Origin of the sequence: Chryseobacterium sp. HMWF035 (assembly GCF_003094695.1) — a bacterium.
GTDB classification, from domain to species: Bacteria; Bacteroidota; Bacteroidia; order Flavobacteriales; family Weeksellaceae; genus Chryseobacterium; species Chryseobacterium gambrini.
In genome coordinates, this window is sequence record NZ_QEHP01000096.1 from 62,118 (window position 1) to 84,388 (window position 22,271).

Annotated in this window: 16 protein-coding genes; 13 read left to right on the top strand and 3 right to left on the bottom strand. The window is 36.5% G+C overall.

Features of this window, described 5'->3' with window-relative positions:
• Positions 1-8 precede the first annotated feature (8 nt).
• From DD829_RS14650 to pgl, 4 genes are all read left to right on the top strand, one after another.
• Positions 9-1,445, top strand: a complete 1,437-nt coding sequence (locus tag DD829_RS14650; protein WP_108411702.1) for an SDR family oxidoreductase — start codon at positions 9-11, stop codon at positions 1,443-1,445.
• A gap of 230 nt (positions 1,446-1,675) precedes the next feature.
• Positions 1,676-3,094 (top strand): NADP-dependent phosphogluconate dehydrogenase, encoded by a 1,419-nt coding sequence (gndA, locus tag DD829_RS14655; protein ID WP_108411701.1) that lies wholly within the window; start codon positions 1,676-1,678, stop codon positions 3,092-3,094.
• Positions 3,095-3,103: 9 nt separating this feature from the next.
• The gene (gene zwf, locus DD829_RS14660) at positions 3,104-4,585 is read left to right on the top strand and encodes a glucose-6-phosphate dehydrogenase (protein WP_108411700.1); all 1,482 of its coding nucleotides are present in this window, start codon (positions 3,104-3,106) and stop codon (positions 4,583-4,585) included.
• A 222-nt stretch (positions 4,586-4,807) separates the two neighbouring features.
• Complete coding sequence (gene pgl / locus DD829_RS14665; protein ID WP_108411699.1) at positions 4,808-5,518, top strand: 6-phosphogluconolactonase; 711 nt, start codon at positions 4,808-4,810, stop codon at positions 5,516-5,518.
• Positions 5,519-5,833: 315 nt separating this feature from the next.
• Here pgl and DD829_RS14670 read toward each other — a convergent pair whose 3' ends face one another.
• Positions 5,834-7,369, bottom strand: a complete 1,536-nt coding sequence (locus DD829_RS14670) for a peroxidase, FMP-type (RefSeq protein WP_108410672.1) — start codon at positions 7,367-7,369, stop codon at positions 5,834-5,836.
• A 244-nt stretch (positions 7,370-7,613) separates the two neighbouring features.
• Between DD829_RS14670 and DD829_RS14675 the strand changes: the two genes are divergently transcribed.
• From DD829_RS14675 to DD829_RS14705, 7 genes are all read left to right on the top strand, one after another.
• A complete protein-coding gene (locus tag DD829_RS14675; RefSeq protein WP_108409283.1) occupies positions 7,614-8,492 on the top strand; it encodes a helix-turn-helix domain-containing protein in 879 nt (292 codons plus the stop codon).
• Between the two features lie 90 nt (positions 8,493-8,582).
• The gene (locus DD829_RS14680) at positions 8,583-9,638 is read left to right on the top strand and encodes an alpha/beta hydrolase (protein WP_108409282.1); all 1,056 of its coding nucleotides are present in this window, start codon (positions 8,583-8,585) and stop codon (positions 9,636-9,638) included.
• Between the two features lie 29 nt (positions 9,639-9,667).
• Complete coding sequence (locus tag DD829_RS14685) at positions 9,668-10,237, top strand: DapH/DapD/GlmU-related protein (RefSeq protein ID WP_108409281.1); 570 nt, start codon at positions 9,668-9,670, stop codon at positions 10,235-10,237.
• 81 nt (positions 10,238-10,318) lie between these two features.
• Positions 10,319-10,720: a cupin domain-containing protein gene (locus DD829_RS14690; protein WP_108409285.1), complete on the top strand. Its 402-nt coding sequence runs from the start codon at positions 10,319-10,321 to the stop codon at positions 10,718-10,720.
• Positions 10,721-10,896: 176 nt separating this feature from the next.
• A complete protein-coding gene (locus DD829_RS14695) occupies positions 10,897-11,073 on the top strand; it encodes a histone H1 (protein ID WP_076394683.1) in 177 nt (58 codons plus the stop codon).
• Positions 11,074-11,316: 243 nt separating this feature from the next.
• The gene (locus tag DD829_RS14700; RefSeq protein WP_108409284.1) at positions 11,317-12,882 is read left to right on the top strand and encodes a M20/M25/M40 family metallo-hydrolase; all 1,566 of its coding nucleotides are present in this window, start codon (positions 11,317-11,319) and stop codon (positions 12,880-12,882) included.
• Between the two features lie 27 nt (positions 12,883-12,909).
• Complete coding sequence (locus DD829_RS14705; RefSeq protein ID WP_108409280.1) at positions 12,910-13,614, top strand: hypothetical protein; 705 nt, start codon at positions 12,910-12,912, stop codon at positions 13,612-13,614.
• 36 nt (positions 13,615-13,650) lie between these two features.
• Here the strand turns inward: DD829_RS14705 and DD829_RS14710 are convergent, their stop codons facing one another.
• Complete coding sequence (locus DD829_RS14710) at positions 13,651-14,199, bottom strand: RDD family protein (RefSeq protein ID WP_165814869.1); 549 nt, start codon at positions 14,197-14,199, stop codon at positions 13,651-13,653.
• A 194-nt stretch (positions 14,200-14,393) separates the two neighbouring features.
• On the bottom strand, positions 14,394-16,517 hold the full coding sequence (locus DD829_RS14715) for a Tex family protein (protein ID WP_108411589.1): 2,124 nt from the start codon (positions 16,515-16,517) through the stop codon (positions 14,394-14,396).
• Between the two features lie 597 nt (positions 16,518-17,114).
• Between DD829_RS14715 and DD829_RS14720 the strand changes: the two genes are divergently transcribed.
• Positions 17,115-17,792: a YceI family protein gene (locus DD829_RS14720; RefSeq protein ID WP_116547879.1), complete on the top strand. Its 678-nt coding sequence runs from the start codon at positions 17,115-17,117 to the stop codon at positions 17,790-17,792.
• Between the two features lie 264 nt (positions 17,793-18,056).
• Positions 18,057-22,271, top strand: coding sequence for a type II CRISPR RNA-guided endonuclease Cas9 (cas9, locus tag DD829_RS14725; RefSeq protein WP_116547880.1), 4,215 nt, complete (start codon positions 18,057-18,059; stop codon positions 22,269-22,271).

Consider the following 22,271-nt stretch of genomic DNA (forward strand, 5'->3'; position numbering starts at 1 on the left):
CCAATCTTATGAAAAAAATTCTGCTTACCGGCGCTACCGGATATATCGGGAAACGAATGATTAACGTAATCGCAGCTCAGGGTTATCAGGTAATCTGCTGCTGCAGAGATAAAAACCGTTTTTCTAAAAGTGTGGATATTGATGATGCCCAGATTGAAGTGGTGGAAGTGGATTTTCTGAAACCCGAAACACTGGAAAATATCCCGAAAGATATTTCTGGAGCCTATTATCTGATGCATTCGATGAGCAACAGCAACGATTATGCAGAAATTGAAAGACAATGCGCCGTTAATTTTTCAAATTATATTGAAACCACCGATTGTAAACACATTATTTATCTTTCGGGTTTGGCGAATGAAAAGGAGCTTTCTCAACATCTGAGTTCAAGATTTGAAGTTGAAAAAATCCTGATGAAATGTAAAGTTCCGGCAACGGTTTTACGGGCAGGAATCATCATTGGTTCAGGAAGTGCTTCTTTCGAAATCATCAGAGATCTGGTAGAAAAATTACCGGTGATGGTGGCTCCGAAATGGCTTCACACAAAATGTCAGCCGATTGGAATTGCCAATGTTCTGGATTTTCTGATTTTTACCTTATTTAAAGAAAAAGCTTATCGCAAGAATTTTGATATTGGTTGTGATAATGTTTTGACATACAAAGAAATGCTTTTGGAGTTTGCTAAAATCAGAGGACTGAAAAGAAAAATTTTTACCGTTCCTGTAATGACTCCGAAACTTTCTTCGTATTGGCTGTATTTCATTACTTCAACATCCTATAATTTAGCTTCTGCATTGGTTGGAAGTATGAAAATTGAAGTTATCTGCAGACCGGAAAGCCTTGCGGAAATTAAACAGATTACCGGAGTTCAGCCTTTTTCTTATGATACGGCGTTAAGAAGAACTTTGGCTAAAATTCAGGACAACGAAATTGCTTCAAGCTGGAAAGACAGCTTTATTAGCAGCAGAAGCGATTCCAGCCTGAAAGATTATCTCGATGTTCCGAAGTACGGCTGCTTTGTAGATTTAAGAACTGAAGAATATGATGACCGTGAAAAATGTCTCCACAGAGTTTTTTCCTTGGGAGGTGCAAACGGATGGTACGGTCAGAGTCTCTGGAAGGTTCGCGGATTTATGGATTTATTGGTTGGCGGACCGGGACTGAGACGCGGAAGAACACATCCCGATAAACTTCACGAAGGTGATGCACTGGATTTCTGGCGTGTTCTGTATGCCAACAAAGAAGAAGGAAAACTGATTCTTTTCGCAGAAATGAAACTTCCCGGAGAAGCGTGGTTAATGTTTAAAGTGTATAAAGGAAAACTCTGGCAAAAAGCGGTTTTCCGACCTCACGGATTAACGGGAAGACTCTATTGGTATTCTGTTTTGCCGTTTCACGGAATTATCTTTAAAGGGATGGTAAGAAGACTGGCAGGAAAAATTTCTTGATTTCAAATATATCCGATTATTTTTTAAGAATTGGCAGCACATAAACGTGTTGCCAGTTTTTTGTGTGATATCTCAGCGGTAAACATTTGAGGATTATATTTTTAACTAAATTTTAAATATTGCCTTAAACATAAGATAGAAAATTTTTATTAATCTTATTTCTATATCACTTTCATAATGCTTAATTTTAAAGCTTTAAACGTTTAAACATTTACTAATACATCATCATAATGGAAAAATACAGTTATGGTATGATCGGACTGGGAGTTATGGGGAGAAATCTCCTGTACAACATCGCCGATCACGGATTTTCTATTGCAGGATTTGATCTTGATCATGAAAAAATAAAAGATTTGGAAGAACAGAAAACTTCCGATATGAATATCAAAGGAATACCTTCTCTGGAAGATTTTGTATCGCAGCTGGAAACACCGCGAAAAATTATTCTGATGGTTCCTGCCGGAAAACCGGTAGATGCGGTATTAGAAAATCTTAAACCGATTCTGAGCGAAGGAGATATCGTAATAGATGCCGGAAATTCTTATTTCAAAGATACCGACCGACGTGTGGCAGATCTGGCTTCCCAAAAGCTTCATTTTATGGGAATGGGAGTTTCCGGAGGCGAAAAAGGAGCGAGAACAGGACCAAGCATTATGCCGGGCGGAGATCAGGAAGCGTTCGGACTTTTACAGCCGATGCTGGAAGCCATTGCAGCCAAAGTAGATGGTGATGCGTGTACAGCCTACATGGGAAAAGGTTCTGCCGGAAATTATGTGAAAATGGTTCACAACGGGATTGAATATGCCATCATGCAGATCATCAGCGAAGCGTATGATTTGCTGAGAAAAGGAGCAAAGCTTACAAATGATGAGCTCTATGAAGTGTTTAAAGAATGGAATAACGGAGAGATGAATTCTTTCCTGATCGAAATTACAAGAGACATTTTCCAGCAGAAAGATTCTTTAACCGATGGTTATCTGGTTGATCAGATTTTAGATAAAGCAGGTGCTAAAGGAACCGGAAAATGGACTTCCGAACAGGCAATGGAAATCGGCGTTTCAATTCCGACGATTGATATTGCGGTAACGTCCAGAATTCTTTCTGCTTATAAAGATGAAAGAATAAAAGCGTCCCAACTGTATTCTCACAGTGAAGTTGTAACTCCTGAGAACAAAGAAATTTTCATTAAAGAAGTGGGAGAGGCGCTGTATTTGTCTACATTAATCAGCTATGCACAAGGTCTGGCTTTACTCGTAAAGGCTTCTGAAGAATATCAGTTTGAAATTCCTCTGAAAGACGTGGTAAAAATCTGGAGAGGAGGATGCATTATCCGTTCTGTTTTATTGGAGAAATTCTACACTGCTTATACAAAAAATCCTCAGCTTTCTAATATTCTGCTTGATGAAAATATCGCAGCTATCGTTAAAGAAAAGGTTTCTTCATTGAGAAAAACAGCAGCTTTTGCAGTTTCAAACGGTATTTCAAGTTTGGGACTTCAGACGGCTTTAGGATATTTTGATGCCTATACCACAGAATCTCTTCCGGTGAATCTGATTCAGGCACAAAGAGATTATTTCGGAGCACACACTTACCAGAGAACCGACAGAAAGGGAGTTTTTCACACCAACTGGGAAAGTTTTAATCATTAAAATTCAGAAATGAGCGAAAATAAAGTTTTGCAGCCCACCACAATTATCATTTTTGGCGCAACAGGAGATTTAGCAAAAAGAAAACTTTTTCCTGCATTTTACAACCTGTATATAGATGGAAGAATGCCGAAAGGCTTTAACATCATCGCTTTGGGAAGAGCAGATAATTCCGACGAATATTTTAAAAATTACATCAGAGAAAACCTGAACAGCTTTTCAAGAAAAAAAGTAACTTCAGAAGACTGGGCGGGTTTTCAGGCGCACATAACGTATGTTCAGCATCAGCTTGATGAAGAGAGTTCCTATAAAAATCTTAATCAGAAGCTGGAAAGTTTTGACAAAGTCTACGGAACAAGAGGAAACAGACTTTTTTACCTTTCAATAGGTCCTAATTTTGTCGCTACCATTTCCAATCATATCAAAAATGCATCGCTTGCTTCAGATCCTAAAAAAGACCGTATTATTATCGAAAAACCTTTCGGACACGATAAACAGTCTGCCATTGAACTGAACAGCCTTTTGGCAGAAGCATTTGAAGAAGAACAGATCTACCGCATCGATCATTATCTGGGAAAAGAAACCGTACAGAATATTCTTGCCTTCAGGTTCGGAAATGCTATTTTTGAACCTTTGTGGGATCACAAACATATTGAATCTGTACAGATTACGGTGGCTGAAGAAGTAGGAGTGGAAACCAGAGGCAGCTTCTATGAACAGACCGGTGCATTGAGAGATATGATCCAGAATCACCTCTTGCAGATCCTTTGCATGGTGGCAATGGAACCGCCTGCTTCGCTGGAATCCGGAGAGATCAGAGATCGTAAAGTGGACGTATTAAAGTCTATCCGAAGAATTCCTGCGGAAAAAGTAGACCATTACGCAGTAAGAGGACAGTACGGAAAAGGATCGGTAAATGGCGAAAAAGCGAAGGGATACAGACAGGAAGAAGGGATTGCGCCGGATTCCAACACAGAAACTTTTGCAGCCGTAAAGTTCTATCTGGATAATGAAAGATGGCAGGATGTTCCGTTTTACGTAAGGACAGGGAAAAAGATGAAAGAAAAACATTCTTACATCACCATTCAGTTTAAGCCGCTTCCGCATTCTACGTTTTCAGAAAGTTCGCAACAATTGTCTGCCAATCGACTGATTATCAATATTCAGCCTTTAATGGATATCAGACTCCAGTTTATGGCAAAAAAACCGGGACTTTCTTTAGTTTTAAAACCTGTAGAAATGATTTTTGATAATTTTGCCTGTCAGGAAGATACGCCGGAAGCTTACGAAACCTTATTGCTGGATGCACTTTTAGGAGATTTAACCCTGTTTATGCGTTCCGATCAGGTGGAAGAAGCATGGGATGTGGTAAAAACCATTCAGGAAGCATGGGCAAATGAAAAAGATAACTCTTTCCCGAACTATGAAGCCGGAAGTTGGGGACCGGAAGAAAGTACTGCTCTGGTAGAAAGACAGGGACATCACTGGGTTTAAAAATAAACTTGTGTTAAACTATTTCAGAATTAACCACAAAAGAAACGATAGACAATTTTAAAGTGAATTTCTATAATAATCAAAGCGCTCATTTTTAAAAACTATTGTGAGCTTTTTCATTTATAATTGTCAGCTTTAAATAAAAGTTTAGTTCATCTTTGGTGACTTTCGCGGTTAAATAAAATTCTAAACAGATTTAATATAATAAAGAAAAAAGTAAAAATGAAGATTACCGTATTTAACGATTTAGATACATTATATAAAAAAGCTGCAGACCGTTTTGTAGATTTGGCCGAAAAGTCGATTCAGGATCACGACCATTTTGTGGTGGCGCTAAGTGGAGGTTCTTCTCCGAAAGCTATCTTTAAGCTGTTGGCTTCCGGGGAATATGCAGATAAAATAGAGTGGAGCAAAGTCTTTTTTTTCTGGGTAGACGAAAGATGGGTTCCGCTGAATGACGAGAAAAGCAATGCTAAAATGACATTCGATACACTTCTCGATCATGTTTCCGTAACTAAAGATCACATTTTCCCGATGTATAAAGACGGAGTTTCTGCGGAAGAATTTGCTGCGGAATATGAAAATCAGATCAGAAATGTACTGGGAAATGATGGAAGTTTTGATTTTATTCTGTTGGGAATGGGAGACGACGGACATACAGCATCACTGTTTCCGGGAGAAAAAGTGCTTTGGGAAAAAGAAAAGTGGGTGGATGCGTATTACCTGAAACCTCAGGAAATGTTCAGAATTACCCTTACAGCTCCAGTCATCAATAACGCTGAAAATATTTTAATCGTCACCTTTGGAGAAAGCAAAAAACACGCTCTGAATGAAGTTTTAAACGGAGTTTACAATCCCGAACAGTATCCGATGCAGCTTATTGAAAAAAGAGATTGTGTAGAACTTTTCACAGACGAAAAAGCAAAAGGGTAATCATTAAATTTAAACTTGTTTAAGCTCTTTATTTGAACCACAAAAAAGGACAAAAGATTGAGCTGCCGTAGTTAAAGTTAATAAAGATTTTAAAGTTTTTTAAAACAAAAATATTCTTGTTGGAAAATACAAAGACGCAAGATTTCTATTAGTCTCAAATCTTTAAGGCGCAAGAAAATCAAAGATTTTCAATAAAGAATTGATGTTTAATTTTATCGTTAAATTAATAATTGTTTAAATAGGTATTGCATATATTAAGCAGCGACGGCACTTGTGCCGTCGCTGCTTTCTTTAAAACCATAGTTAAATATTTACTTATCCTTTGTGATACGGACAGCCTGATGTTGCAGCCGGAGCATTTAAGGATATATTTTCCGGAGTTTTTGTTCCTTCAAAAAACTGCTCTTCTATAATTTTTCTCTGATCTTCAGGAATATCCTCCAGTTTTCGAAGCGTGTTCACCTGAATATGCGGCCAGCTTGTCGTTCCGCCGTCATCTCCGAAATGGAATTCAAAAAGAATAATCTGCTCATACTGAAGCTGAAGAATCTCTCTTCCGTTTTCCACAACGGTTTCAATCCACATTCTGAAATTTACCTCCACCGTCGGAACAAAACGGTTTACGAAAGGAACATTTAAAATCCCGCCTTGTGCGCCGGTCTTGTTTTTGGAAGACATCTGAAGAAAAACATAATTCTTAACTTCCTGTCCGCTGAGCGTATCTCTTAATCTCAGATCCGGTCTTACCGAATAAGGATAAAGATCGTGTGCAAGAATTCTCTGCGTATAAATTTTATTTTCTCCCGGATCATTTTGGTCATTCAGTGTTTCGTGAACCCACGCCGGAGCGGGTTCATCCAGATTGATAGGATGCGTTTCACTCGCTCCTGCTCCTCCCATCGTTGGCGAAACAGAAAGAAAATCGTAATTCCATGCCTTATCGCCTTCCGGAAACTGCGGAGCTCCCTGAACAAGATAATTGGATTGGGAAGGAACAATGTCGCCCAGTAAAGTAATCGTGCTTCCGTGAGGAATCACTCCGCTTCGCGAAATAGAATAATCGGGAATAAAATAAGGTCCGCGATTACCGGCTCCCGGTTTCAGTTCTTTTGCCGGAATGATCTCATAATATTCCTGTCCTTCCTTCAGTTCACTCATCAGAATATACAGAGGATTGCCGTTTTCATCTTTCACCTGTACCAAAGGTTCGTTTCTGTATTCGCCTTTGTACCCGTAGTTTTTATAATCTTCCTCATCAAAAGCATGAATTCCGCGGTCTCTTTCTATAGATTCCTTTGTGGCTGCGTGATTGTAGACATCACTCAGCCAAAGATACATCCCATTTTCTTCATGAATAGGCGTGTACAGCAAATCCGGATTATCTTTTTGGGTATTTACACTTTTAATGCTCTGCTCATACTTTATAGCCCCGCAGAAAAGCTCATTTGCCCCGCCACGATTGCGCACACCTCCCGGAACAAGAGAAAAAACCAGTTTTTCAATGTATTCTTCACATTCGAAGCTGAACTTTCCCGGAATTGTTCCCGAATTGGTTCCCGGTGAAGGCATAATCGTGGTATGAATGCCGCTTCCGTTCATTGTTCTGTCGATATTTTTATTGTAATCGGCGTTGTAGCTCACCCAGGTTCCGTCCAGAGCCTTTAAAATTCCATAGTCTACATTATCTACAATCTGGTTCAGATTTTTTTCTCTGAAAGGAATCAGCGGATCATCGATCGTGAGTTTGGAATACCCTTTCATAAGGTTTTCCAGAAAACCCTGAGAACTGTCTGCGGATGTTCTCAGAAACAGGCTTTCCTGCTCAATACTTTCTTTTTGTCTTTTCAGCATGGTAATTTCGTTTTTATAATGATTAGTTTTTTTGATTCTGAAAATTATTTTAAACTTCAAAATAGAGGTTTAAAGATTTCCGAAATCATCAGTTTTACTTTTCAAAATTAATCAGTCTGGGAAAGAAAAAAGTCAGTAGTTTTACTTAATTGTGCAGTGAAAAGATAATTTTCCGTAATTTAAAAATCAATAATGAAAGATAAATACATATTTTTCATTTGTTTGAATTTCTTAACTTTGTTCTATGAAAGACAAAGTAAAAAGAACGGTTTCGGATTTTAACAGTGAACTGAAATTAAAAGGATTCCGTGCTTTTCAGATAGAGCAGGATACTAATGAAACCCGCACTTACAGCCGCAAAGAATTCTACAAGATTTGTCTTACTACCGGTAAAAGCAGAATTCATTATTCAGATAAAACCTTTGAGCAGGAAGGAACCATTCTGTTTTTCGGAAATCCCCATATTCCGTACTCCTGGGAAACGATTTCTTCAGCTTATGCAGGCTATACCATTCTTTTTTCTGAAGAATTCTTTAAAAATTCCGAACGTTCAGAAAGTCTTCAGCAATCTTCATTTTTTAAGATCGGCGGAACTCCTGTGCTGAAAATCACCGAAGAACAGAGAGACTTTCTCAATACCCTGTTTAAAAAAATGATTGCCGAGCAGGAAAGCGATTACCTTTATAAAGATGAACTCATCCGAAATTACATCAGTCTGATCATTCATGAGTCTTTAAAGCTTGAACCTGCGGGAAATATAGATCAGAATCAAAATGCGGCATCCAGATTAACTTCCGTCTTTCTTGAATTGCTGGAAAGACAATTCCCGATTGAAACAACAGATCATCCGCTGCAACTCAAATCCGCTCAGGAGTTTGCGAAAAATCTTAATGTTCATGTGAACTATCTTAACCGTTCTGTAAAGGAAATCACAGGGAAATCCACCACATCGCATATCACCGAAAGAATTCTTACCGAAGCAAAAGCTCTGTTGCAGCATACAGACTGGAATATTTCTGAAATTGCCTTTGCACTGGGCTTCGATTATCCTACTTATTTCAACAATTTCTTTAAAAAACAGACAGGAACCAATCCAAAAGCTTTCAGATCTGCTGAAGTTTGATTTTCTTAATTTTTGGTTTGATTATCATTACCTGCTGCGCTCTTGCGGTTTCTAATTTTGTATCATCAATTTTTAATTAAAAATCAGGATATGAAAATAATTACCGCTGCGGTGGTTTTGTCCTCTATGTTGATCGGACAGGCATTTGCGCAAAAAAATCAGACCCATCAGAAAAAAATGAATACAAAAGAACAAAAAGAACATTACACTTTTACCCTGAGCGATAAAGTGACAAGAAAGAAAGTCAGCTTTAAAAACCGTTACGGAATTGTGCTTTCAGGAGATTATTATCTTCCCAAAAACAAAGAAAACGAAAAACTTCCTGCTTTGGCAATCAGCGGACCTTTCGGAGCTGTGAAAGAGCAGTCTTCAGGTTTATATGCCAATCATATGGCGGAGAAAGGCTTTGCAGTGATTGCCTTTGATCCTTCATATACCGGCGAAAGCGGAGGAGAGCCGAGAAATATTGCTTCTTCGGACATCAATACGGAAGATTTCAGTGCGGCAGTAGATTTTCTGGGTTTGCAGAAGAATGTTGACCGGGATAAAATCGGGATTATCGGAATCTGCGGTTTCGCAGGCTTTGCACTGAACGCAACCGCCATAGACAAAAGGGTAAAAGCGGTTGCCACAACAAGTATGTATGATATGCCCCGCGTTTCTTCAAAAGGATATTTTGATAAAATGACTCAGGAAGAGCGGGATCAGATTCTTAAAACAATGAGCCTGCAAAGATGGGAAGACGCTGAAAAAGGAACTCCGGATTATGGAAACGGTCCTAATGCAAACGTCTTAAAAGGGGATGAACCTCAGTTCGTAAAAGATTATTTTGATTATTATAAAACACCGAGAGGATTTCACGAACGTTCTGTTAATTCAAATCAGGCATGGACGAAAACAAACGGTTTTTCTCTGATGAATATTCCGATTTTAGCTTATATCAGAGAAATTTCTCCAAGACCGGTTCTTTTGATTGCCGGAGAAAATGCCCACTCCAGATATTTTTCTGAAGACACTTATAAAATGGCTACAGAGCCTAAAGAATTAATGATTATTCCTAATGCGGTTCATGTAGATTTGTATGACAGAATAGAAGTAATTCCTTTTGATAAACTGGAAAACTTTTTCAGAACAAATTTAAAATAATCTTATGTTTAACTTTAAAACAATCAGAATTGAATTATAAAGAAAATATCTTCAGCAGATTACAGAATGGCGAAACGGTTTTGCCGGATGATCCTGAAATCCATCATTTGAGAGAAGCATTTTATGGAATCAAAAATAAGCTCAATCAGTTGAACAATTCTTCCGATCCGGATGAGATTTCAGAACTGTTAAGTGAAATTACAGAAAAGAAACTTGAAAATGTAACGGTTTTCACGCCTCTTTACCTCAATTACGGAAAAGGGATTACCATCGGCAAAAATGTGTTCATCAATTTCGACTGTACTTTTCTTTCTTTGGGAGGAATCACAATAGAAGACGATGTCCTGATCGGTCCGAAAGTCAGCCTCATCACAGAAAATCATCCTCTGGAACCTCAACACAGAAAAGGTCTTACGGGGAAATCTATCGTTATTAAAAAGAATGCATGGATAGGAGCCAATGTAACGATTCTGCCCGGCGTTACCGTTGGAGAAAATGCAGTCGTTGCTGCAGGAGCGGTAGTTTCCAAAGATGTTCCGGAAAATACAATTGTAGGAGGAATTCCGGCAAAAATTATTAAAACGATTGATTCCGTTTAAGTTTTTATTACCATGAAAAAAGCAGCATTTATCATTCCGGCTCTTATATTGTCAGGATGTCAATATCATAAAAAAGAAACAATGAATACAGCAGATCTATTTAAAAAAGGAGAGCCGCTTCCGGCAGAATGGTTTACCGGAAAAGCTTTTCTTACTCCCTTGGTTTCAAAAGATAAAAACAATAATTTTTCCGCAGGAAGTGTTACTTTCGAACCTGAAGCCAGAACAAACTGGCATACGCATCCCAAAGGACAGGTTTTACTGGTTATTGACGGAGAAGGTCTTTATCAGGAAAAAAGAAAAACCGCTCAGGTTATTAAGAAAGGAGACGTAATTAATATTCCTGAAAACACAGAACACTGGCATGGAGCAGGTTCCAAAACTTCCATGACGCATATTGCCATCACCAATTATGAAGGTGATGAGCAGGTTACGTGGCTGAAAGCGGTGATAGATGAAGAATATTCAGTCGCCATTCAGTAGGAATTTTTAAATGCAGCAGAATTGTTTTTCGATTCCTCCGGATCGGCTTGTTTTACGGCAATCTGAAGCATTTTGCCGGAAAATTGAAATTATTTGTGAATTCTTGGAAATTTTTTCTTCACTATTAGGCTGGAATCACCATAAAAGCTATATTTGCAGCCTAAATTTTAAAAATAATGAAAGAACTAATTGAAAAAATCAACGCAGAATTTGAAGCTTTCACAACTGAAGCAAACCAACAAGCAGAAAAAGGAAACAAGGCAGCTGGAACAAGAGCTCGTAAAGCAGCTTTGGAACTAAGCAAGCTTTTCAAGGAATTCAGAAAAGTTTCTGTTGAAGAATCAAAAAAATAGTTGTTCCCAAAACCGGCTTTTCAGTCGGTTTTTTTTATTTGAATTTTTACAAAGAAATTCAGTTTTTTAAATCATCGCTCTTATGTAGTCTTGACTTGTGGATTGTAAATCAAAAGCGAATCTCATTCACCCTTGACTTTTTCACCATTCACAATTCACCAGCAACCATTCACCATCACCAAACCCTTTCTGCGTTTTCCCATTTCCGCGAATCTCTTTATCTTTAGGGCTACAATGATTAATATGAAGATAAACAGATTTCTTGCATTGCCTGTTATGATGGCGATGACGCAATTTTCTCTGGCTCAGAATGCCGTTTCTCAGGAAAAACTTAATCCCGTAGTTCAGAATTTCGTGAATGAAGTAAACAATAATTCCCAGCTTGAAACGATGGCGTATGAACTTTTGGACGGAATCGGTTCGCGACTGATCGGAACTCCGGAAATGCTTGCAGCCAATGAATGGACGGCAAATAAATTGAAATCATGGGATATTGAAGCCAGCCTGCAACAGTTTGGAACATGGAAAGGATGGCAAAGAGGGATCACTCATGTGGATATGACGTTTCCGCGCATGAAAAGTTTATCGGCAACCCAGTTAGCATGGAGTCCGGCAACGAAAAAAGCGGTGGAAGCAGAAGTTATTATTCTCCCGAAAGTCTCTTCCAAAGCTGAATTTGATGAGTGGATGTCTTCCGTGAAGGGAAAAGTTGTTTTGATGGCACAATACCAGAAAATCGGTCGTTCAGACGATCAGATTAAAGAATTTGCCACGCCTGAACTGTATGAAAAGCTTAAAAAAGAGAAAGAACAGGCTTCAAAAGAGTATCAGAATTATATAAAAAGCATTGGCTATAATAACGAAACGCTTCCTGAAGCTTTGGAAAAAGCAGGAGCGGCAGGAATTGCGATTTCCAACTGGACAGGAATTATGGGAGCCAACAGAATTTTTGAGGCAAAAACGAAGAATATTCCCATGTTCGATATTGAGCTTGAAGATTACGGAATGTTGTACAGAATGGCGGAAAACGGCGCAAAACCTAAGATCAGGATCGAGGTGAAATCAAAAATCCTTCCCGAAGCAAAATCGTTCAACACCATCGGAATGATTAAAGGAAAAGAAAAACCTGATGAATACGTTATTCTTTCTGCGCATCTGGATTCGTGGGACGGTGCGCAAGGCGCTACAGACAACGGAACGGGAGTTTTAACCATGCTTGAAGCGATGAGAATTCTTAAGAAATATTATCCTGATAACAAAAGAACCATTATTGTTGGACTTTGGGGGAGTGAAGAGCAGGGACTGAACGGATCGAGAAGTTTTGTAGCAGATCATCCGGAGATTGTAAAGGGAGTTCAGGCGGTTTTCAATCAGGACAACGGGACGGGTAGAGTAGTAAACATTGGCGGACAGGGTTTTGTACATGCTTACGATTATCTTGGGAAATGGCTGAATGCGGTTCCTAAAAATATTAAAAGCCAGATTAAAACAGACTTTCCGGGAACTCCGGGTGGGGGAGGTTCCGATCATGCTTCTTTCGTCGCAGCGGGAGTTCCGTCATTTGGGTTGGGTTCTTTAAACTGGGGATATTTTGGCTACACATGGCATACGACAAAAGATACGTACGACAAAATTATCTTTGATGAGGTGAAAAGCAATGTAATTCTAACGGCAACTTTAGCGTATATGGCTTCAGAAGATCCCGAATTTTCGAACCGGGAAAAAAGAGCAATGCCTCTGGACGATAAAGGGCAGGTTACCCAATGGCCGGAAGTGAGAAAAGCGGTAAGGGATTTTAAGGATTATTAAATATATTTGCAAAAAATATAAGCAATCATGAAATTATTAAAACTAGGATTGGCGGTATTCTGTTTTGCAACAGCCAATACTTTTACTTATGCACAGGAAACTAATGAAGCCAAGGCAAAATCGATCATTGAAAAGGGAATTGATGCAATGGGCGGAAAAGAGCTTTTCAGCAATATAAAAACGCTATATACAAAATCCGCTACCATAACTGATGGGAGAAATGTATATTTTATTACTAAGGAAATGGCTCCCAACTTAGGAAGTTTTGAGATAGAATATGAAGGAAGGACTGTTTACCGTTCTTGGTTTGACGGCAGTACAGGCTTTGAAATGGTAAATGGTCAAAAAAAGTTGGCTGATCAGGAAGAATTTAAAGATAAACCCGGAAGGAAGTATATAATGAATGAACTGGCTTATCTGGATCCGTCATTATATAAAGTTGAATTCGTTGATACAGATAAAGCTGAAAATCTTCATAAAATAAAGGCAACAGCAACTGATGGCAGTGTAATTAATTTATTTTATGATACAAAAGATTTTCTTTTGAAAAAAGAAATAAAGGAAAATCCTGTAAAAAATTCTTTCTCTACCATTCTGTGTGAAAAATATAAAAAATTCAAAGATTTGGTTCATTGTTCAAAAACCGTATTGAGATCAGAAGACGGAGATCAGATTCTTAATTTAGTCGATTTGTCTTACAACAAAAATATTGACAAGAAAGATTTTAAATAAATAAAAGGCGATTCATCAATTGAGTCGCCTTTTTATTTAAAGTTGTGTATGAAGAAGCTTCCTGATCTCTTCCATTTTTATTTCTTTTACAATATAGGTTTTACAGATCTCGTTATTGAAATGCATATGAAAATCCATCCGCATGGATTTGTTTGATGATTCATTTTCTGGCTGTTCATAATTGATCCAAAAAAAGAAAAGATTTGCCAGACAAAGCAAATTTCTTGCAAATGATTTCAGAATATTGGGATAGTTACCGTAATCATCAATTACTTTTATTTTAAAAATCTTTTTGCCAAGAGTACATCCGAAAAAATGTTCTGTTATTGATCCTAAAACAATTGCACACGGAATTGAAAGAATCAGAGCTACAATAAGGGGTTTATGCAATATGAAAACGAAAAGCAGGGTAAAGGGAATCATGTCTATAATTTTAGAACACAATCTGTCCCTGCGGTTCTTTTCGTAGGTAGTATCATAAGGGATTTCATATTCAAAAAATTCATAGATACGTCTTCCTTCCGAATCAAAATTTCGGGTTGCCCTTCTTGTTGTTTTATTTTCTTTAAGCTCTGAAATTTTCATTCTACCATGTGTTTGCATTTCATTTCAACCTTTTGTGTTATGCTGAACAGAATTTTATTAGTAATTATAAAACCAAAATCATTTAAAATTCAGTTATTTTAGATTTTTCAACTCCACTTCGTTTCGCTCAAAATGACAATTTCGTAAATAAAATAACTATCTAAACAGACTTGAATTTAAAACCTTAATCATTCTTACAAAACCATACTCAGCTGAATTCTTTTTCTCGCTTCATCAATCTCCGTTACTCTTACCTGAACGTGCTGATGCAGTTTTACCACTTCGTTCACATCAGAAACAAAGCCGTCTTTTAACTGGGAAATATGAACCAATCCGCTTTCCTTGATTCCCAGATCTACAAAACAGCCAAAAGCGGTGATGTTATTAACGATTCCGGGCAGAATCATTCCTGTTTTTAAATCTTTGATGCTTTTTACATTCGGATCAAATTCAAAAACCTTAGCCGCTTTTCTAGGATCCAGTCCGGGTTTTTCAAGCTCTTTTAAAATGTCTTTGATTCCTAAAATTCCGATGTCTCCGGTAATGTAGTTTTCGGGTTTTACCAGTGCGATCTTTTCTTTATTGGCGATCAGCTCATTGGTTTTTATGCCTAAATCTTTTGCCATTTTTTCAACAATTACGTAGGCTTCGGGATGTACGGCAGAATTATCCAGCGGATTTTTGGCATTATGAATTCTCACAAATGCGGCTGCCTGCTGAAACGCTTTTTCTCCCAGTCTCGGAACTTTTTTCAATTGTTTTCTATCTTCAAAAGCTCCGTTTTCAGTACGGTAGTTCACAATATTTTCTGCCATTTTCTCGCCGATTCCCGAAACATAGCTTAATAAAGATTTACTCGCTGTATTGAGATTGATTCCCACAGAATTTACACATTTCATCACCGTAGAATCCAGTTCGTTTTTTAATTGGGTCTGATCTACGTCATGCTGATATTGCCCGACTCCGATAGATTTCGGATCTATTTTCACCAGTTCTGCCAACGGATCTGCCAGTCTTCTTCCGATGGAAACCGATCCGCGAACCGTCACGTCATAGCTTGGAAATTCTTCACGCGCAATTTTACTTGCAGAATACACCGAAGCTCCGGCTTCTGAAACAACGAAAACCTGTAAAGGTTTGTCGAATGCAATTTTTTTGATGAAAAACTCAGTTTCGCGGCTTGCGGTTCCGTTTCCGATGGAAATGGCTTCAATGTTATAGGCATTTACCATGGAACGGATTTTTTTCATTGCCATTCCGCTTTCATTTTGCGGAGCGTGCGGATAAATGGTCTCGTTGTGTAGCAGATCGCCTTTTTCGTCTAAACAGACTACTTTGCAGCCGCTTCTGTAACCCGGATCGATTGCCAGAATCCTTTTTTCTCCCAAAGGCGGTGCGAGAAGAAGCTGCGTGAGGTTTTCAGAGAAAATCTCGATGGCTTTTTTATCGGCTTTTTCTTTCGCTTCCTGTAGGGTTTCGTTGGAGATTGCGGGTTCCAGTAATCTTTTGTAGCTGTCTTTGATCGCCAGTGAAATCTGTTCCGATGTTTCATTGTTGGATTTGATGATGGCATTTTCAATAAAATCAATGGCTTCTTCTTTATCGATCCCCACATTGGTTTTCACAAAACCTTCGGATTCGGCTCTCAACATGGCTAAAAGGCGGTGAGAAGGCATTCTGTTCAGGCTTTCTTCCCATTCGAAATACTGCGAGAATTTCTGTGCTTCTTCTTCGTCTTTTTTGGCTTTCACTACTTTCGAAGTAACCATTGCTTTTCGCTGAAATAATCGACGTAGATTTTTTCTCACATACATATTTTCGTTGATCCATTCTGCCATGATGTCTCTTGCGCCCTGCAAAGCTTCTTCTTCAGACGCGACCTGATCGTTCAGGTATTTTGAAGCCAAAAACTGTAAATCCTGAACTTTCTGGCTCATAATCATTTTCGCTAAAGGTTCCAGTCCTTTTTCTTTCGCGGCATCGGCTTTGGTTTTCTTTCTTTTTTTGAACGGCAGATAAAGATCTTCAATTTCCTGAATATCAAAACTTTCTTCAATTCTCTGTTTCAGTTCCGGCGTTAAAGCGTTTTGTTCTTCAATCGATTTTAAGATGGATTCTTTTCTTTTTACAATTTCTTCAAACTGTTTACTGAGTTTTGAAATCTGTTCAATCTGTGTTTCGTCAAGGTTTCCGGTTTTATCCTTTCGGTAGCGGGAAATGAAAGGAATGGTGCAGTCTTCCGCCAATAGTTCTAAAGTGGCATTGATGCTTTTTTCGGATATGTTGAGGGATTGCTGTATGTATTGTGTTGTGTTCATTTTAAAATTTAAAGGGCTAAAATAATCAAAATGTATTTTGTAAACACATTTTAAATTTAACCATACTGTTTACAAAAGCTTTACTGTCTTATTTAAATTTAATAAAAAAAAGAAGATGGATGGTTTAAGATTAAAATTTTTAACCGTGCAATGATTAAAACTCAAAAAAATAAAAAAATGATTGTAATTATCTTAAAGTAAGATAAATATGCTTTGTTTGAAGATAAACTTTAAACTTTTTTACCACAAAAGATTTAAACACTTTAGTTGTTTAAGTTTAATACCTAAATGAAAAAAGAGCACGTAAGTTAAAAAAATCTTTGATTTTTTCTCTTTGCAGACTTTTGAAATACTTTACATAAATCCGATAAAGTCTTTTGTCTCTTTTGCGGTTAAATTTAAAATGAGTTTAAACTTGATATAAAGATTTTAATTGTATCATGTGTATTTAATAATTCTTATTTTAGCGGAAAGGTCAATAATGGAAACCCTGAAATTTGATTTCTTGATGTATGATAAGATAAAAGTGTGGGATGTTTTCTATTTTTGGTTCCGGAATTTAGAAATTCAGAATAAACTTTAAACAATTTAAATAATATGAAAAAACTAAGTGTTATTGCATTGGTTGCAGTAGGATTGCTTGCAGCGTCTTGTAACAAAGAAAAATCGGCTGAAAATGCAGCGACTTCTACTGAGCAGAAAGTAGCAGAAAGCAAAGGGGAAGTTTTGCCTGTAGATACGGTAGGTTCTGTGGTAAACTGGAAAGCATTCCACAAAGGAGGAATGGCTCCGCGTTGGGGAACTTTAATGGTAAAATCGGGAGATTTGAGCATTGAAAACGGAGGCGTAACGGCAGGAAACTTTGTGATCGACATGAACTCTATTAAAGTAGATCCGGCTTCTGTAACGGAAAAAGATAAAAAACCGGCAGACCTTGAAGCACACCTTAAAAATGCTGATTTCTTCGACACTGCAAAAAATCCGACGGCTGATTTCAAAATCACAAGCGTAGCAGATCTTAAGGAAGCTCCAAAAGATGCAGTAGCAGGTGCCAACAAAACAGTAAGCGGAAACCTTACTTTATCCGGAAAAACAATGAATGTAACGTTCCCAGCCAAAGTGGATGTAACGGAAAATTCAGCGGCAATCCAGGCTAAATTCACGGTGAACAGAGCAGACTGGGGAATTAAATTCGGAACTTCTGAAGCGGATCCTGCAGAATGGATGATCAGCAAAGACATCGAAATCGCTGTAGACGTAAAAGCTAAAAAATAATATTGTTAGATATTTCAGATTTGTAAAGCTGCCTTTTTTGAGGCGGCTTTTTTTGTGTTTGGGATTTATATCTTTGATCTTTAATAAAAAATCCCACGGAGTACGCAGGATTGAAGATTTTCTTCGGCTTTTAGCCTTATTGTGAATTGCTTTTCAAAATTATTAGTACAAATATAGACAAGTTTTTTAATTCTGATTTACGGAAAACCGTATAATTTTTATTATTTTTCTATTTATTTTTATAAAATACCAAAATTAATAATTATGAAAAAGGTTTTAGGAATTGACTTAGGTAGCAATAGTACCGGTTGGGCAATTAGAAATTTAGACTTAGAAGGTAATCAGATAGAAGATTTTGGAGTGATTACTTTTGAGAAGGGTGTTGCTTCAGAAAAAGGTAATGAATTCCCTAAAGTTCAGAAAAGAACAGAGAGTAGAGGTAAAAGAAGAAATTACCAAGCTGAAAAATACAGAAAGTTTGGAATTTTGCAATTTCTTATTGAAAGAAATATGTGTCCTTTGTCTATCGATGATTTTAATAATTGGAAAACTTACAGAAAAGGAAAGAAAAGAGAGTATCCTCAATCCGAAGAGTTTCTGAATTGGATAAGATTTGATTTTGATGGTGACGGTTTACCGGACTTTCATTTGTTTGGAAAAGACAAAAACGAGAGTTATTACATTTTCAGAGCCTTCGCAGGTAATCCACAATATAAAGATGTATTTACAAATGATCCTCAAATTTTAGGAAGAGTTTTTTATCAGCTTGTTCAAAGAAGAGGTTTTAAAGGAAGAGATGAGGAAGAAGCTAAGACTATGTTAACCGGAAGTGATAAGAACGGAACAAAAGGAAGAGATGATATTAAAGAATATTTAGATATATACAAAACTTTAGGTGCTGCGCTGTATCATTATCAAAAAAAAATGGGCGGAAGAATAAGACAAAGATATAACTTAAGAAAAGACAGTGAAGCAGAATTAAAATGGATTTGTGATTTACACGATATTTCTAAGGATGACTATTCTAAACTATGGAAAGCCATCATCTGGCAACGTCCTTTAAGAACACAAAAAGGCTTGATTGGAAACTGTATTTACGAAAAAGGGAAAAAAAGAGTGGCTGTAAGTCATCCTCTGTATGAAGAATATAGAACTTGGGTTTTTATTAATAACTTAAATATCATTCCACCTTTAGATGAAAATAAGCAGGAATATATTCAAGCTAAAATTTATCCGATATTTTATAAATCAAAACCTGATTTCGAACTAAGCGAAATTGATAAACAGCTAAAGAAAGACGGTGCAAAAAGAACATCAAAGCATCATGAAAAAACAAAAGTACTTTCCGTAAAATTGCTTAAACAATTTCAGGATGTTTTTGGAATAAACTGGCAAGACATACTAAAATGGGATATTAATAGAGAAAGAAGCTCACAGCCTGTCAAAAAATCTCACACCGCATATACTTTTGAAGACGTTTGGCACGTTCTAATGACCTTTGACGGACAGGAAAATCTTAAGAAATTTGCTTTAGAAAAACTAAATTTAGATGAAGAAAATGCGAATAAATTTTCTAAAATCAAATTACAACAAGGTTTTGCGACTTTAAGTCTTTCTGCGATTAAGAAAATTCTTCCCTATTTACAAAAAGGTTTCTTGTACAGCCACGCTGTGTATATGGCTAATCTGTATAAAATGCTTGGTGAAAATGAAATTTCTGAGACACTGATTAATCATTTTTCCGAAGAGATTTCTAAGATTTTAAATTTGGATTCAGCTAATAGAAAAAATGCAGCGATTGTCAATAGTTTGATATCGGAAATGCTTAATGATGAAAACCGTTATTATATTACTGATGAAAGAGATTTGGATAGTACTGAAAACAAACTAGTTTTAAAAAGCATTATTGATAATTACGGACAGGAAAGCTGGGATAAACTCGAAGAAGAAAGTAAAACAAATATTGTTACATATGTTTCACGAAAATACCTTGAGTTTTTAAAGAAATCTTTTTTTGATAAGAAAAATCTTTTTGTACAGCCTGAAAGAATTGATGAAAAGATATTTAATTTTTTAAAAGATACTTATCATATTTCAGAAGATATGAAGAAATATCTTTGGCATCCTTCTGAACAGGAGAATTATGCGAAAGCTGAAAATTATTTAGAATATTCGGTAGGAAAGAAAAAATATTACGTTAAAGAAAATAACAGAAGTGGTTTCTTAACAAGAAATCCCGATGCAGAGTTTGAAGGTCGGGAAATTAAATTATTAGGCAATCCTGAGCCACTGAGCAAAGGATTTAAAAATCCTATGGCGCTGAAGTCTCTACATAAACTGAAAAATTTGGTGAATTATCTTTTGCAGACAGGGAAGATAGATGAAGAAACAAAAGTGGTAATTGAAATTGCAAGAGAACTTAATGATAAGAATAAAAGAAAAGCAATTGAGATTTGGCAAAAGGAAAGAGAAAAAGAAAATGATGCTTACAGGAAAGAACTGGCAATTTATCAGGAACAGTTTCCTAATGTGAATCTTATCGATGAAGATACATTAGTCCGTAAAATCAGATTGTGGCACGAACAAAACAAAATTTGCCTTTATACAGGCAAGCCAATTTCCTTTTCAGACTTAATCATTGGTAACAAGTATGATTTTGAGCATACAATTCCTGCAAGTATCAGTTTTGATAACGAATTGAAAAATCTCACGATTGCCGACTCGGGATATAACCGTTTACAAAAAGGAAAGAAATTTCCGACACAATTAGTCAATTATGATATTGAACAGGTTATTAATGGTGAATTCTATAATCCAATAATCAGAAATATAGAATTTCTTTTTGGAGAAAGAAAAGTAGAATACAAAGAGTTAAAAGGCAAAACAGAGAGAATAGTTACTTGGAAGAAGATTGAGGAGCTTGAAAAACTATTTGATGAATGGAAAAAAAAGGCTTCTTATGCAAGTACAAAAGAGTACAAAGATTTTTGTATTGTAAAGTATCACACCATAAAAATGGATTTGGATTATCTAAAAGCCAAATTAGCCACTTTTACCATTACAGAATATAAAGCAGGATGGAGAAATAATCAGTTGAGAGATACTCAGATTATCACCAAGTACGCTTTGCCATATTTTAAGACCTTATTCAAAAGAGTTTCTGTGGAAAAAGGAGGAGTTACAGATATCTTTAAGAAAGTTTATAAAGTACAGTCAAAAGATTCTAAAAAAGACAGAAGCGTACACAGTCATCACGCTCAGGATGCTGCAATTCTTACCTTAATTCCAAATGCTTTTCATAGAGAAAGAATTATCAAGGCTTACCAAAATGAAATTGATAACAGAACGGGCAAAACCTATCACGAACTTCCTATGGATTGGGATAACTTTTCTGAAAATTATATTTTGGAGTTAAAAGATAAGGTTTTGATTAATAACCTTACAGATAGCCGAACGATTACTCAAACATCTAAAATAATAAGAAAAAGAGGTAAAATCGTTTACGACATAGATCAGGCGGGCAATAGAAAAAAACGAGTTGCCAAAGGTGATACAATTCGTGGACAGTTACACGGAGAGACTTTTTACGGAGCCATCAAACAGCCTTTAAGAGATGAAGACAACAAGATTTTATTTGATGAAAATAAAAAAATGATTCTTAAAGATGAAATTTATCTGGCTGTCAGAAAACCCTTGGTTTATAAAAAGGATGTAAATTCTCCAGGATTTAAAAGCCTTGAAGAAGTTGAAAAAGCAATTGTTGATAAAGATTTGTTTAAAATAATTAAAAAACAAGTTGAAGAAACAGATTTTAAGACAGCTTTGACTGAAGGTGTTTATATGCTTGATAAAAAAGGTAATAAAGTTAATAAAATAAGAACAATACGTTGTTTCGAAAATGGATTAAAATATACTACAGCAATTAAAGTTCATAATCACAGTTTTGTCTCAGATAAAGATTACAAAAAATCTACATTGGCAACTAACGGTGAGAACACGTATTGTCTGTTTTACAAAAGTGATGCAGGAAAAGCGATGAGAATTCTTTCAATTGTAGATTTGGCAGAAATTAAATTAAAAAATATTCAAAATCTTTTTACCGAGCCGGAGTTTTCAAGTTTTGAATCTGGTAAAGGAAAAAATATAATACAGTTACCTCTTTATTCAGTTTTAAAAAGCGGTGATAAAGTCTTGTTTTATAAAGAAAGTATTCACGAATTAAAAGATTTAGAAAAACCTGAATTATCCAACAGAATGTTTAAAATATATCAATTTGAAAAAGATGGTAGAATTAAATTCCGTCATCATTTGGCAGCAGGTATTGATACTGAATTGAAAAAGTTATATTCGGAAGACAAATCTTTCATAGTTGGAGCAGAACAGGTTTTTTTAAGACTTACACAAGGACAATGGAATTTTGCAATTGAAGGAAAAGATTTTGAGATGTATATTGATGGTACAATAAAATGGAATTTTTAA